13 protein-coding genes are annotated in these 14,475 nt (G+C 39.1%); 11 read left to right on the top strand and 2 right to left on the bottom strand.

The window, feature by feature from the left end:
- Positions 1–39: 39 nt before the first annotated feature.
- Positions 40–900 (bottom strand): polyprenyl-phosphate transporter PopT, encoded by an 861-nt coding sequence (gene popT / locus EL101_RS10415; RefSeq protein WP_096596496.1) that lies wholly within the window; start codon positions 898–900, stop codon positions 40–42.
- 297 nt (positions 901–1,197) lie between these two features.
- On the opposite strand from popT, the gene sufC reads away from it, so the two are divergent.
- The 8 genes from sufC to EL101_RS10375 all read left to right on the top strand — a co-directional run bounded on the left by sufC (position 1,198) and on the right by EL101_RS10375 (position 10,520).
- Positions 1,198–1,968, top strand: a complete 771-nt coding sequence (gene sufC / locus EL101_RS10410; protein WP_096542204.1) for a Fe-S cluster assembly ATPase SufC — start codon at positions 1,198–1,200, stop codon at positions 1,966–1,968.
- A gap of 21 nt (positions 1,969–1,989) precedes the next feature.
- On the top strand, positions 1,990–3,297 hold the full coding sequence (gene sufD / locus EL101_RS10405; RefSeq protein ID WP_096596497.1) for a Fe-S cluster assembly protein SufD: 1,308 nt from the start codon (positions 1,990–1,992) through the stop codon (positions 3,295–3,297).
- A gap of 28 nt (positions 3,298–3,325) precedes the next feature.
- Positions 3,326–4,567: a cysteine desulfurase gene (locus tag EL101_RS10400; protein WP_096542299.1), complete on the top strand. Its 1,242-nt coding sequence runs from the start codon at positions 3,326–3,328 to the stop codon at positions 4,565–4,567.
- Complete coding sequence (gene sufU / locus EL101_RS10395) at positions 4,557–5,006, top strand: Fe-S cluster assembly sulfur transfer protein SufU (protein WP_019166867.1); 450 nt, start codon at positions 4,557–4,559, stop codon at positions 5,004–5,006. The genes EL101_RS10400 and sufU overlap by 11 nt, the downstream gene beginning before the upstream one ends.
- Before the next feature lie 97 nt (positions 5,007–5,103).
- Positions 5,104–6,501, top strand: coding sequence for a Fe-S cluster assembly protein SufB (gene sufB / locus EL101_RS10390; protein ID WP_019166866.1), 1,398 nt, complete (start codon positions 5,104–5,106; stop codon positions 6,499–6,501).
- A gap of 801 nt (positions 6,502–7,302) precedes the next feature.
- The gene (locus EL101_RS10385; RefSeq protein ID WP_096596498.1) at positions 7,303–8,010 is read left to right on the top strand and encodes a type 1 glutamine amidotransferase domain-containing protein; all 708 of its coding nucleotides are present in this window, start codon (positions 7,303–7,305) and stop codon (positions 8,008–8,010) included.
- A 360-nt stretch (positions 8,011–8,370) separates the two neighbouring features.
- Positions 8,371–9,369, top strand: coding sequence for a hemolysin family protein (locus EL101_RS10380; protein ID WP_096596499.1), 999 nt, complete (start codon positions 8,371–8,373; stop codon positions 9,367–9,369).
- 77 nt (positions 9,370–9,446) lie between these two features.
- Positions 9,447–10,520 carry an NAD(P)H-dependent flavin oxidoreductase gene (locus tag EL101_RS10375; protein ID WP_096596500.1) on the top strand — a complete coding sequence of 358 codons (1,074 nt, stop codon included), beginning with the start codon at positions 9,447–9,449 and terminating at the stop codon, positions 10,518–10,520.
- Positions 10,521–10,540: 20 nt separating this feature from the next.
- Here EL101_RS10375 and EL101_RS10370 read toward each other — a convergent pair whose 3' ends face one another.
- On the bottom strand, positions 10,541–11,248 hold the full coding sequence (locus EL101_RS10370) for an alpha/beta hydrolase family protein (protein WP_096596501.1): 708 nt from the start codon (positions 11,246–11,248) through the stop codon (positions 10,541–10,543).
- A 123-nt stretch (positions 11,249–11,371) separates the two neighbouring features.
- Between EL101_RS10370 and EL101_RS10365 the strand changes: the two genes are divergently transcribed.
- The 3 genes from EL101_RS10365 to EL101_RS10355 are packed head-to-tail and all read left to right on the top strand — an operon-like array spanning position 11,372 to position 14,395.
- Positions 11,372–12,220, top strand: coding sequence for a DUF72 domain-containing protein (locus EL101_RS10365; protein WP_096596550.1), 849 nt, complete (start codon positions 11,372–11,374; stop codon positions 12,218–12,220).
- 8 nt (positions 12,221–12,228) lie between these two features.
- Positions 12,229–13,059, top strand: a complete 831-nt coding sequence (locus EL101_RS10360; protein ID WP_164715584.1) for a sulfite exporter TauE/SafE family protein — start codon at positions 12,229–12,231, stop codon at positions 13,057–13,059.
- Positions 13,060–13,075: 16 nt separating this feature from the next.
- Positions 13,076–14,395, top strand: coding sequence for a bifunctional metallophosphatase/5'-nucleotidase (locus EL101_RS10355; RefSeq protein ID WP_096596503.1), 1,320 nt, complete (start codon positions 13,076–13,078; stop codon positions 14,393–14,395).
- The last annotated feature ends 80 nt before the right edge of the window (positions 14,396–14,475 follow it).

Here is a 14,475-nt window from a genome sequence, read left to right as displayed (position 1 = left end):
AAGCACACATGATTGTAATGGTTCACGTGTGCTTTCAGTTTATTTTGTTTCAGCTTCGGCAGTAAATTGACCTAAGACGTAACTGATAACAAAACCGATAATGAGTGTTACGATAGAAACGACCCATGAGAGTCCTGATGTTGGCAGGCCAGGGAACACTGAGAAGAGTGAACCGATGACAAGCCCTAATATCGCAGCATATGTTAAATAGGTATAATGTTCGAGTAAAAATGTAATGATCTTACTTGCGATAACAAAACCGATGACGACACCGACACCGACGAGTAATATGACAGGAAGTCCTTCAAAGTTAAAACGAACAGCTTCTGAAATAGAAAATGTCACTGTACTGTAGACGCCGAATAATAATAACACGAATGAACCTGAAATACCGGGTAATAGCATCGCACTTGATGCACAAATCCCTGCTATTAAGTATTTTATTAACATCGGTCCTGATACATCGATGTGTGAAGGTACAGCATGACTACTATCACCTTTGAAAAACGCCATTGATGCTAAAATAATAACGCAGGCAAGCATAACGAGCCAATGTTGAATGTGATAGGTCTGTCTATATCTTGAGATGCGTAATAAAAATGGAATAATGCCTAATATCAGTCCAAAGAAAAAGAACATAGTCGGGACGGGATGTTCCGCTAATAAATAATTAATGACACTACTTAAAATACCGATTGCTAAGCCCATACCTATCACGATCGGTAATAAAAATAAAATACTCTTTTTAAAATTCTTTGAGAAAACACCACTTACAGATTGAATAAAATCATCATATATTCCGAGTAATAACGCAATTGTACCGCCACTTACGCCTGGGATTAAATCACTGACACCCATTGCGAAACCACGAGGAATATTAGAAAGTTTAAATTTCGACATAATTGTAATCCTTTCTTTTTTATCCATACATCATAACATATTATACCCATTTTCTATTAGCGATAATATCATCTTGATTTGAATGAGAACAGAGTGCTTTTAATTATCAATAACGTTTCTAAAAAAGTTTGTGAGAATGATTCTTCTACAAACTGAATATATAACGCTAAACGGTTTATCAATCCCTTTATTTCCGTTATAATAAGCAACTAGATAGATTTGAAAACCTTTTGACGTTACATTAAAATTATTATAAACTAAACTATGGAATCTAACATTATTTTGGAGGGAATATTAATGCCATCAACATTAGAAATTAAAGACTTACATGTGTCTATTGACGATAAAGAGATCTTAAAAGGTGTTAACTTGACAATCAACACAGGGGAAATTCATGCCATCATGGGGCCAAACGGTACAGGTAAATCAACATTATCTTCAGCAATTATGGGCCACCCATCATATGAAGTGACACAAGGTGAAGTGTTATTAGATGGAGTAAATGTTTTAGAATTAGAAGTTGATGAACGTGCTAAAGCGGGTCTTTTTTTAGCTATGCAATACCCATCAGAAATTACGGGAGTGACAAATGCGGACTTTATGCGTTCAGCAATCAATGCGCAACGTGAAGAAGGTAACGAAATTAACTTAATGCAATTCATTAAAAAGTTAGACAAACAAATGGATTTCTTAGACATGGATAAAGACATGGCGCAACGTTACTTAAATGAAGGTTTCTCTGGTGGGGAGAAAAAACGTAACGAAATTTTACAATTAATGATGTTACAACCTAAATTCGCTATTTTAGATGAAATTGACTCTGGTCTTGATATCGACGCATTAAAAGTGGTATCAAAAGGAATCAATGAAATGCGCGGAGAAGAATTTGGTTCATTAATTATCACGCACTATCAACGTTTATTAAACTACATTACACCAGACCACGTGCACGTAATGTATAACGGTATCGTAGTGAAATCAGGTGGTGCTGAATTAGCAAAACGCCTTGAAGCAGAAGGTTATGAATGGGTTAAAGAAGAATACGAATCAGTAGTGGCAAACCAATAATCATCACAGGAGGAAATAATTATGACGACTGAAACATTAAATATTTCTGAAGCTCAACTTGTTGATTATTCACAAGCCCATAACGAACCTTCGTGGATGACTGAATTAAGAAAAAAAGCACTTAAACAAGTCGAATCTTTAGAAATGCCTAAACCAGATAAAACAAAATTAACGAAATGGGATTTTGACTCATTTAAACAGCATGAAACAGAAGGTGCTGTATACAACGATTTAAAAGAATTACCGAAAGAAATCGATCGTATTATTAACGTCGAAAACACTGAAAACTTAGTGATTCAACACAATAATACGCTTGCATATACAAAAGTCAATGAAAAAGCGCAACAAGACGGTGTGATTATTGAGCACATTCAAGAAGCGTTAGTAAACCATAGTGATTTAGTAGAAAAATACTTCATGAAAGATGCAGTGACTGTTGATGAGCATCGTTTGACAGCGTTACACACGGCATTAATGAACGGTGGTATTTTCGTCTATGTACCGAAAAATGTTGTTGTCGAACATCCAATTCAATATGTTGTACTTCATGACGATGACAATGCAAGTTTCTTCAATCATGTTTTATTAGTGACTGAAGAAAGTGCTGAAGTGACGTACGTAGAAAACTATTTATCAACAGCGAGTGGCGAAGGAAACCAATTGAATATTATTTCAGAAGTGGTTGCTGGCGCGAACTCTAACATTTCATATGGTTCTGTTGACTTTTTAGACCAAGGTTTTACAGGTCATATCATTCGTCGTGGTGTGACTGCAGCAGATGCCTCTATTCGTTGGTCATTAGGTTTAATGAATGAAGGCGACCAAATTATTGATAATACAACAAACTTAATTGGTGACCGTTCATCTTCTGAGCTTAAATCAGTTGTGGTTGGACGTGGTACACAAACAATTAACTTAACATCTCGTATTGTGCAATACGGTAAAGAAACAGATGGCTATATCTTGAAGCATGGTGTGATGAAAGAAAATGCTTCTTCTATCTTTAATGGTATTGGTCATATTAAACATGGCGGTTCAGGTTCATCAGCTAACCAAGAATCACGTGTGCTCATGCTTTCTGAAAATGCACGTGGTGATGCGAACCCAATTCTATTAATCGATGAAGACGATGTAGAAGCAGGACACGCAGCATCAGTAGGTCGTGTAGATCCAGAACAACTTTACTACCTTATGAGTCGTGGTATTTCGCAATCAGAAGCAGAACGTCTTGTTATTCACGGTTTCTTAGATCCAGTTGTACGTGAATTACCAATTGAAGATGTTCAACGTCAATTACGTGAAGTGATTGAGCTGAAAGTAGGCAAATAATACAATTCAAGAAAGGTCTGTGATTGTAGTGGCCGATACAAAACTAAATGTAGAAGCAATTATTAAAGACTTTCCCATTTTAGAACAGCAAGTCAATGGGAAACGTCTTGCATATTTGGATTCAACAGCAACAAGTCAAAAGCCGAAGCAAGTGATTGACGCTTTGTCAGATTACTACGAGCGCTACAATTCGAACGTGCATCGTGGGGTGCATACACTCGGTTCACTTGCGACAGATGGTTACGAAGGGGCACGTGAAACGGTCCGTCGTTTTATCCATGCGAAATATTTTGAAGAAATTATTTTTACTCGTGGTACAACGGCAGCGATTAATATGATTGCGCATAGCTATGGAGATGCCAATGTCAGTGAAGGTGATGAAATTGTTGTCACACAAATGGAGCACCATGCGAATCTTGTCCCTTGGCAACAACTCGCGAAACGTCAAGGTGCGACATTAAAATTTATCCCAATGGCAGAAGATGGTACGATTACATTAGAAGCTGTGCGTGAGACTGTTTCAGAACGTACGAAAATTGTAGCAATTGCGCATGTTTCTAACGTATTAGGAACAATTAATGATATTAAAGCGATTGCAGAAATTGCGCATGAACATGGTGCGATTATTTCAGTTGATGGTGCACAGTCTGTTCCACATATGAAAGTAGATGTTCAAGATTTGAATGTTGATTTTTATAGTTTTAGTGGCCATAAAATGCTTGGACCAACAGGAATTGGTGTCCTTTACGGCAAAAGAGAACACTTAAATCAAATGGAGCCTACTGAGTTCGGTGGCGATATGATTGATTTTGTGGACTTGTATGACAGTACTTGGACAGACTTACCGACGAAGTTTGAAGCAGGCACACCTTTAATAGCTCAAGCGATTGGTTTACAAGCAGCTATTGAATATATTGAGTCCATTGGTTTTGATGCGATTCATGACCATGAACATGCTTTAACAACGTATGCCTATGAACAAATGTCACAAATTGAAGGTATCGACATTTACGGACCATCTAAAGACAAACGTGCAGGTATCATTACGTTCAACCTTAAAGATGTACATCCACATGACGTTGCGACTGCTTTGGATACTGAAGGTGTTGCAGTGCGTGCAGGTCACCATTGTGCACAACCATTAATGAAATGGTTAAACGTTTCTTCAACAGCGCGTGCAAGTTTTTATATCTATAATACAAAAGAAGATATCGATCAACTTGTCGAAGGATTGAAACAAACGAAGGAGTTTTTCTCATATGAATTTTAATAATCTAGACCAATTATATCGTTCGGTGATTATGGATCATTACAAAAACCCTCGCAACAAAGGTGTCATTGAAGACGGGACGATGACTGTCGATATGAACAATCCCACTTGTGGTGACCGTATCCGCTTAACATTTGATATTGAAGACGGTGTCATTCGTGATGCGAAATTTGAAGGTGAAGGTTGTTCGATTTCGATGTCGAGTGCGTCGATGATGACTGAAGCGATTAAAGGGCATAGTTTAAAAGAAGCCATGCAAATGAGCCAAGAATTTACGAAAATGATGCTCGGTGAAGATTATGAAATCACTGAGGAAATGGGAGATATTGAAGCATTACAAGGTGTTTCTCAATTCCCAGCCCGCATTAAATGTGCCACACTTGCATGGAAAGCACTTGAAAAGGGTACTGTAGAAAAAGAAGGTAAAAGTGAAGAATAGTCATTTGTGAGAACTTTTTACACAGCGATAACGATAGAGTTGAAAATGAGTTGTCATAAGGCACTCATGAATGAATTAGAAATAGGAGTGATGATTGATGGCTAAAAAAGCACCTGATGTAGGCGATTATAAATATGGCTTCCATGATGAAGACGTATCGATTTTTAGATCAGAACGTGGCTTAACAGAAAATATTGTACGTGAAATTTCAAGAATGAAAAACGAACCTGAATGGATGCTAGACTTCCGTTTAAAATCGTTAAAACAGTTTTATAAAATGCCAATGCCACAATGGGGCGGCGACTTATCTGAATTAGACTTTGACGACATTACGTATTATGTTAAACCGTCAGAGCGTTCAGAGCGTTCTTGGGATGAAGTACCTGAAGAAATTAAACGTACTTTCGATAAATTAGGTATTCCAGAAGCTGAACAAAAGTATTTAGCAGGTGTATCTGCACAATATGAATCAGAAGTGGTTTACCATAACATGGAAAAAGAACTTGAAGAAAAAGGTATCATCTTCAAAGACACAGATACAGCATTAAAAGAAAACGAAGAACTTTTCAAAGAATATTTTGCATCTGTTATTCCAGCAGCTGACAACAAGTTCGCAGCATTAAACTCAGCAGTATGGTCAGGTGGTTCATTCATTTACGTACCGAAAAACGTAAAATTAGACACACCATTACAAGCGTATTTCCGTATTAACTCAGAAAACATGGGTCAATTCGAACGTACATTAATCATTGCTGATGAAGGTGCATCTGTAAACTATGTTGAAGGTTGTACAGCACCAGTGTACACAACGAACTCATTACACTCGGCAGTGGTTGAAATCATTGTACACAAAGATGCGCACGTTCGTTATACAACGATTCAAAACTGGGCGAACAACGTGTATAACCTTGTGACAAAACGTACATTCGTTCATGAAAATGGCAACATGGAATGGGTTGATGGTAACTTAGGTTCGAAATTAACAATGAAATATCCAGCATGTGTATTACTTGGTGAAGGTGCAAAAGGTAGCACATTATCTATCGCATTTGCGGGTAAAGGCCAAGTTCAAGATGCGGGTGCTAAAATGATTCATAAAGCACCAAACACATCTTCAACAATCGTTTCAAAATCTATTTCTAAAGACGGCGGTAAAGTGGTCTACCGCGGTATTGTACACTTTGGACGTAAAGCGAAAGGCGCACGTTCAAACATCGAATGTGATACGTTAATTTTAGATAATCAATCAACATCTGATACGATTCCTTACAACGAAATTTTCAATGACCACATTTCATTAGAACACGAAGCGAAAGTTTCTAAAGTATCTGAAGAGCAATTATTCTATCTCATGTCTCGTGGTATTTCTGAAGAAGAAGCGACTGAGATGATTGTAATGGGCTTCATTGAACCATTTACAAAAGAATTGCCAATGGAATATGCCGTTGAAATGAACCGTCTCATCAAGTTTGAGATGGAAGGTAGTATCGGTTAAGCTGAATACGTATGGTTGAGCGGTTTTGATTGTTGAAAAATGCCGCTTGATACCATTTTGATGGAGCTGGGACATTAAGTTTCCTCAGCTCCTTTACTATATTTTGTTGTGTATACCAAGTGATGAGGCTTGAAAAAATTAAGCCTCAAGCATACATAGATTGCATATTCATTAATGACTTTAAAACGGTAGCAAAATAAGGGGATGGGATACAAAAAATTGATGCTATTGTTTTCTTGGTTTCATAAACTTGTCCTCAGTTTCGCTGTGTCTGTTATAAGATTGCCCAGAAGGCTGAGACTCCTGAGGGAATCCGTGCATACTGCTGACAGTCGCTTCTTTACTTTAATAGTGGTTGCTGTTTATCGCAGTAGCTGTCTGACTTCTCAACGTATACACTTTTGAGAAGTCTAGTCAGCCTTGCGGGGGCAGTACGACGAAATCTTTGTTACACATGAGATTTCTGTACTGCTCCCAAAATCCACAATGAATGGATGCGCTGGGAATTAATAAACGGTGTTCCAAAAGCAGGATTTTCGACAGAACTCCCGCGATTTCGGCAAAATTTGGAAATCAATTTTGCTCATCGCTCGGTTCTGCTCAAATCCTAAGCGCTTTTGTCACAACCTCCCCTCAGCCCCTAGGAAACGCGAAGCCATGAAGGCAATCTAAAGCCACAAATCATAGGGAAGGCAAGTTTAACAAAAATATTGCATCAATAGCATCAAAAATTTTTATGTTCCATCCCCATTTTTACACAAGTTTTTTATGTCTTACCTTAATTTCGAAAGGATGCGCTATATGAAAAAGATCATGATTGTCAATACAAGTCACCATCAGTTTGAGAATAATAAAAAGGAGACTGGGTTATGGTTAGGCGAACTCGTCCATTTTTATGACTATTTCAATCGCGAGGGCTATACCATTGACATGTTTAATATTAATGGGGGTGACACACCTATTGACCCAGTCAGTTTAAATAAATTGATGTTAGATCGTGCCACTCAAACTTATTATGAAGATGCACATTTTATGGATTTACTAAAAAACGCGCAACCTATAACTCACGCAAATCCTCAAATGTATGATGCCATCTATTTCACTGGAGGTCATGGTGTGATGTATGATTTTCCTGACAATGACGCTATACAAAATGCGGTGAATGAGATATACAATCATGGCGGTATCGTTGCTGCGGTATGTCATGGTGTTACGGCATTATTAAACGTGAAAAATAACGATGGAAGATATTTTGTAGATAGCAAGCAACTTACGGGTTTTTCGAATTTAGAAGAAGTGTTGGCGAATCGTAAAAAAATCGTTCCATTTATGTTGCAAAGTGAACTAGAAAAACGGGGTGCGAAATATAGTAAAGCAAAATGGCCATTTAGACCTTATATTCAAATTGATGAAAGATTAGTGACAGGGCAAAACCCACAATCTCCCAAACATGTCGCACAAGCCGTTGATGAGTTATTGCAGCAAAATAAAACCACTATTCAAGCGTAGGGCGAATTTTTTTGCTAAGGTATCCAAGCCATGACATAAAACTTGTATCAAATCAAGTTAAATGACGGATGAAAATCATGCGAGTATTCCATGTGATTCATTTGCAATTTAGCTATCGTTCAGACACAATAATATTATCATTACCGTATGTTATTTCGGTGTGTAAGGTTTGAGATGATAGAAAAGTAGAAACGATGTGTTTGATTTAGTAAGAGATAGGGTGAGACATTCAGTTTTCTCATCATCTTCTTTCTAATGTTTTTATTGCGCATTGACAATTATAAAACAGTTGCAAAATGAGAATACGTTTAACATATCGACTATTTTCTTATGCTAGAGATTAAGAGGGGGAACAGCTTAATGATCATTGCGATCATTTTACTCATCATTGTCTCTTGTTTCTTTTCGGGGAGTGAAACGGCACTTACCGCAGCAAACAAGGTCAAATTAAAATCTGAAGCGGACCAGAATCACCAAAGATCCGCGAAATTATTGAAGTTATTAGAAAAACCGAGTGAATTCATTACCACTATTCTAATCGGTAATAACATTGCGAATATTTTGTTGCCAACATTAGTTACGATTTTAGCAGTAGATATGGGCTTAAGTGTCGGTATTGCGTCCGCGGTGTTAACGGTCGTCATTATCGTATTTGCTGAAGTGATTCCGAAATCTGTAGCCGCAACGTTTCCAGATCCAATTGCACGTTTTGTATATCCAGTGATCCACCTTTGTGTCATCGTTTTTAAGCCGATAACGGTCGTGTTGAATGCTTTGACAGATGGCATTAACCGTATATTGTCACGTGGTCAAGAAAATCAAGGTATGTCTAAAGAAGAAGTGCGCACGATGGTGTCGATTGCAGGTACGGAAGGCGCATTTAACGAAATGGAACGGAATCGTATTCAAGGGGTCATGGATTTTGATCGTTTGAAAGTGAATGATGTCAGCAATACACCACGTGTGAATGTGACGTCACTATCTGTAGAGGATACGTATGATGAAGTGTATGACATTGTGATGAATCATCCATACACGCGTTATCCGGTATATGAAGGTGATATCGATAACGTGGTAGGCGTGTTTCATTCTAAATATTTGTTAGCTTGGAGTAAAACACCCGACAAAGCAGTGACAGATTTCTGTTCAGAGCCGTTGTTTGTTTATGAACATAACCGTGCTGAATGGGTATTGAGAAAGATGACGGTCACACGTAAACATATGGCCATTGTCCTTGATGAATATGGTGGTACAGATGCGATTGTGACACATGAAGATTTGATTGAAGAAATGTTAGGTATGGAAATTGAAGATGAAATGGATCGCGAAGAAAGCGATAAATTGAAACTAATCCGTTAACGCGATATGAAAATATAGAAACTGGCTGGGAGATCATTGTGTCCCGGCTTTTTTCTTAAACTTAAGGGGAAAGCGTAATGTGGTATAAAACAAAGGTGATAGAACAATGTCGAATTGACTATCCAATGATACAAGCGGGAATGGCCGGAAGTACGACACCAGAACTCGTCGCAACGGTCAGTGAATTAGGCGGACTTGGGACGATTGGTGCAGGTTATATGACGCCAGCAGCACTCGAACAAGAAATTTTAAAAGTGAAAGCACGCACATCCAAGTCTTTTTCAGTCAATTTATTTGTGCCAGAGTCATTTTCATATACAGATGCAGAGGTGGCGGCGATGAACGACTTTTTAGCACCTTATCGCCAAGCATTAAATCTTGAACAACCGACAATTGGCGAACATGATTCTGCTGCATTTGACACAATGATTGACATTGTCGTTGAACAACACGTTCCGATTTGCAGTTTCACTTTTGGAATTCCTGATGAAAAAACAATCAACCGTTTAAAAGCAGCAGGTACAATATTAATTGGCAGTGCGACAACCGTTGAAGAAGCCAAAGCAGTAGAAGCGGGAGGTTTAGATGCAGTTGTGGCACAAGGAAGTGAAGCAGGCGGTCACCGTGCGACATTTATTGATCGTCAAGAGACGACGTCATTAATCGGAACAATGGTACTCATTCCTCAAGTGGTGGATCATGTCAATATTCCAGTGATTGCAGCAGGTGGTGTGATGGATAGTCGCGGTTGGCTTGCAAGTCATGCGCTAGGTGCACAAGGCGTTCAAATGGGGACAGCTTTTTTAACAACGCATGAACGTAACGCAAAATCAGTGCATAAACAAGTGATTTTTAACAGTAATGAAACAGATGCGATTGTGACACATGAAATCAGTGGGAAACCTGCAAGAGGACTGCACAATGCGTTGATTCAGCATTTACGCGAAGAAGGTCCGGCCGTTTTACCTTATCCAATACAAAATGATTTAACAAAACAAATTCGGGCTGCGGCAGGAAAAGCAGGTCTCACCAAATGGATGCATATGTGGAGTGGTCAAGGTGTCCGTCTCGCGCAAGATCATGATGCGGCTACTTTTTTCAAGCAACTGATTCAAAATGCACAGTCACAAGCTGAACAATTCAACATGTAACTATGCATCATGTGGGCCCGCTATACCGTATCGCCTGCAGTACGATGGGCGAGCCATTCTAATAACATATTGAGATGTGTCGCCCCAGGGTTAATACAATCCAAATGATCTAAATAAGGTAAGGCATAGAGTGTTAAATATTGGCCATGCTTATAGTTTTCTTGTACATAGGAGAGCGTGGTATCCATATGTACGGAAGTGTCGTTAAATCCGTGTATAATGAGTGTATCGACATCAATGGGCGCTTGCATTAAAGGTGAAGCCGCGCGCATCGTATGGGTTGAGCTAGAGTCAAAATATTCTGCTGCAGCGTCTTGTCCTAAATGTTGGTGTAACGTGTAAAGGACGTCTGTCACAGGTGCGAGCGCGACGATTTGATCGAATAACTGTGCGTTTAATAAGGCGAGTTGTCCACCCACGGAATGTCCGATGCCGACCAGTTGTTGTGGTTGATAGTCAGAAGCTTTAAAATGTTGGATTGCTGCTGCCACATCGTCGCTCGGTATCGGCCATGGATGTGCTGTACCGCGACGATATTCCACATTGACTACCGCATAGCCTGCTTCAATCAATGTATCAATCATTAAATCCATCATCGCTTTACTATATTTTTGTCTCCAATAGCCACCATGAATGAGAACAATCCATGCTTGTGACGTCTTCTGTTCATTGTCATAAATGTCATAATGTTGGTCTTCATGTGTCCCGTAACTGATTTGTTTTACCATCATTAAAAACTCCTTTTTGCACGTCTTTAATCCCATTATACCCGATGCCGCTTTCCAACAAACGAGGGGCACCATCACGTACATCATCGTGGTGGATATGATAAAATGAAGGCGGTGATAAAAATGATAGAAATTGGTCTAACAGGGTGGGGCGATCACGACACCTTGTATGAAGATTTACAGCGCAAAACAGACAAACTACAAACTTATGCAAGTCATTTTCCAGTCGTTGAATTAGATGCGTCTTACTATGCCATCCAACCTGAACGTAATATTGTGAAATGGATGAGTGAAACGCCACAACGCTTTAAATTCGTCGTCAAAATTCATCAAGCACTCACGTTACATGCAGATTACCACGACTATGCAGACACGATTGAAAGTTTATTTCATGACTTTCGACTGATGTTGCAACCATTAGTGGAAGCCAATCGTTTAGCCATGGTTCTCGTGCAGTTTCCGCCTTGGTTTGATTGTAATGCTAAAAATATTAAATATATTCGCTACGTCCGCGCGCAACTCGAGCATGTACCGGTATGTATCGAATTTCGTCATCAATCTTGGTTCCAAGGTGAAATGAAAGAGCATACGTTACAATTTTTAACAGACAATCAACTGATTCATTCGGTGTGTGATGAACCGCAAGTCGGAGAGGGGAGCATCCCATTGGTGAACCGCATTACACATCAAACGGCACTCGTTCGACTTCATGGACGAAACAAGTATGGTTGGACGAAAAAGGATATGACGGACCAAGAGTGGCGAGATGTGCGGTATCTTTATAATTATAACGCTGAAGAATTACAACAATTAGCAGATAAAGTAACATTATTAAATCAAAAAGCGCAACATGTATATGTCGTGTTTAACAACAACTCAGGCGGTCATGCTGCAGCAAATGCCAAATATTTTCAAAAGCTTTTAGGCATTGATTATGAAGGTTTAGCACCACAACAACTTAAATTATTTTAGAGGAGGGCATGACGTTGAGTGTCATTATTCTTATTTTGGTAGGATTTTTATCCGCTATTATCGGTTCTTTAGTCGGAATCGGTGGCGGCATTATTATTGTTCCGACATTAATTTATTTTGGTGTCACATTAAATGTTTTAGGAGGCATTACACCCCAGACGGCCATTGGTACATCATCTATCATTTTGATTGCGACAGGGTTGTCCTCAACGGTAGGGTATTTAAAACAAAAACAAGTGGATGTGAAAAACGGCTTTATCTTCACGATTGGGATTATTCCTGGGGCATTGATTGGTGCTTACCTCAGCCAGTATTTAACACTCCATTCATTTAATCTATATTTTGGGATGTTTTTGATTCTTGTGTCTGTTTTACTCATGGTGCGTCATCGTATCCCACCGATTAAGGCTTTCCAACAAGAACGCTATATGAAGTCATTTACAGATGCACACGGTGAGCATTATCGTTATGGTGTAGTGCCATCTATTGCGGTGATCGCGTCATTTGTTATTGGTTTAACAGCAGGCTTATTTGGCATTGGCGGTGGTGCATTGATGACGCCACTCATGTTACTGGTGTTCCGTTTCCCACCCCATGTTGCAGTAGGGACAAGCATGATGATGATTTTCTTCTCAAGTGTGACGGGTTCCATCGGCCATATTATGTTAGGTCATGTGTTATGGGGTTACAGTTTGATTTTGATCATTTCAAGTTGGGTCGGTGCACAATTAGGTGTGAGATTAAATAAAACGGTCAAATCCGATACCGTAGTCTTAATTTTACGCTTAGTCATGCTAGGATTAGGGATTTATCTCATTTTACAATCATTCTTTAACTAAAAAGTGAGGCGAGATTATGCGTTTAACGATTTATCATACGAATGATATTCACAGTCATTTACATGCTTATTCACGTATCACAGCTTATTTAACAAAGGCACGTGCACAATTAACGCACCCTTCTCGTTATGTCGATATCGGCGATCATGTCGATTTGTCCTTACCTGTAACAGAAGGCACGTTAGGGAAGCGCAATATCGAACTCCTGAATGAAGCAGGATGTGATGTAGCGACAATCGGGAACAATGAAGGCATGACGATTTCACATGAAGCGCTGAATGCATTGTACGATGAGGCACAGTTTAAAGTGACGTGTACGAATGTATTAGATGAATCAGGTCAATTACCGCACAACTGTTTAACGTCTTATATTGAACAAATCGAAGGCGTACGTGTGATGTATGTCGCAGCAACCGCACCCTTCACCCCATTTTATCGCGCACTAGATTGGGTAGTGACTGATCCACTTGATGCGATACGACAAGAAATCGCCGTGCATGAAGGTGAATATGACGTTTTGATTGTATTGAGTCATGTCGGTATCTTTTTTGATGAGAAACTTTGCGAAACGATACCAGAAATTGATGTTATCTTTGGTGCGCATACTCATCATTATTTTGAAGATGGTGAAGTTCAAAATGATGTATTAATGGCGGCAGCAGGAAAGTACGGTCAATATTTAGGGGAAGTGACGTTAGAGATAGAAGACGGTAAAGTCATTGAGAAGACTGCGATGTTACATCCACTCGAACAATTGCCTGAAGTTGAGACGAACTTTGAAGCGGAAGGGAAAGCACTCCTCAACGCACCAGTCGTGGATACACCGATTACTTTGCAACGTGCGATGAATCATATTACAGAAGCGAGTTATTTGTTAGCTGAAAGTGTGCACGAATTTACCGAAGCGGACTGTACAATTATTAATGCAGGACTGATCGTCAAAGGCTATACGGCACAACGATTAACCGAATACGATATCCATCAAATGTTGCCACATCCGATCAATGTCGTGCGCATTCGTTTAACAGGGGCTGAATTGAAAGAAGTGTTATTGAAAGCCCGTGCACAAGAATATATGTACGATTACGCGCAAGGTCTAGGTTTTCGTGGGGATATCTTTGGCGGTTATATTTTATATGATGCGGGCTACATTGAATCGAGTGAACGTTACTTTGTGAATGGCAAAGAGATTGATGATGAGGCGACTTATATTTTAGGGACAGTCGATATGTACACGTTTGGACGCTATTTTCCAACCTTAAAAGACGGTCACATCCAATATTTAATGCCTGAGTTTTTAAGAGACATATTTAAAGAAAAGTTGTTAACGGTTTAATTTGCATGAACAGGAGATTTTAATTTCTTGTAAATTTCGTTATAATATAGTAAGACCTATAAATTATGGGAGGTTTTCCG

Origin of the sequence: Staphylococcus delphini (assembly GCF_900636325.1) — a bacterium.
Classification (GTDB): Bacteria; Bacillota; Bacilli; order Staphylococcales; family Staphylococcaceae; genus Staphylococcus; species Staphylococcus delphini.
This window is presented reverse-complemented; position numbering and strand designations above follow the sequence as displayed.

Excerpts from the sequence above, each read along its gene's own strand:
- popT (WP_096596496.1), bottom strand. The coding sequence starts at position 900 with ATGTCGAAATTTAAACTTTCTAATATTCCTCGTGGTTTCGCAATGGGT.
- sufC (WP_096542204.1), top strand. The coding sequence starts at position 1,198 with ATGCCATCAACATTAGAAATTAAAGACTTACATGTGTCTATTGACGAT.
- sufD (WP_096596497.1), top strand. The coding sequence starts at position 1,990 with ATGACGACTGAAACATTAAATATTTCTGAAGCTCAACTTGTTGATTAT.
- sufU (WP_019166867.1), top strand. The coding sequence starts at position 4,557 with ATGAATTTTAATAATCTAGACCAATTATATCGTTCGGTGATTATGGAT.
- sufB (WP_019166866.1), top strand. The coding sequence starts at position 5,104 with ATGGCTAAAAAAGCACCTGATGTAGGCGATTATAAATATGGCTTCCAT.
- EL101_RS10385 (WP_096596498.1), top strand. The coding sequence starts at position 7,303 with ATGAAAAAGATCATGATTGTCAATACAAGTCACCATCAGTTTGAGAAT.
- EL101_RS10380 (WP_096596499.1), top strand. The coding sequence starts at position 8,371 with ATGATCATTGCGATCATTTTACTCATCATTGTCTCTTGTTTCTTTTCG.
- EL101_RS10375 (WP_096596500.1), top strand. The coding sequence starts at position 9,447 with ATGTGGTATAAAACAAAGGTGATAGAACAATGTCGAATTGACTATCCA.
- EL101_RS10370 (WP_096596501.1), bottom strand. The coding sequence starts at position 11,248 with ATGGTAAAACAAATCAGTTACGGGACACATGAAGACCAACATTATGAC.
- EL101_RS10365 (WP_096596550.1), top strand. The coding sequence starts at position 11,372 with ATGATAGAAATTGGTCTAACAGGGTGGGGCGATCACGACACCTTGTAT.
- EL101_RS10360 (WP_164715584.1), top strand. The coding sequence starts at position 12,229 with ATGACGTTGAGTGTCATTATTCTTATTTTGGTAGGATTTTTATCCGCT.
- EL101_RS10355 (WP_096596503.1), top strand. The coding sequence starts at position 13,076 with ATGCGTTTAACGATTTATCATACGAATGATATTCACAGTCATTTACAT.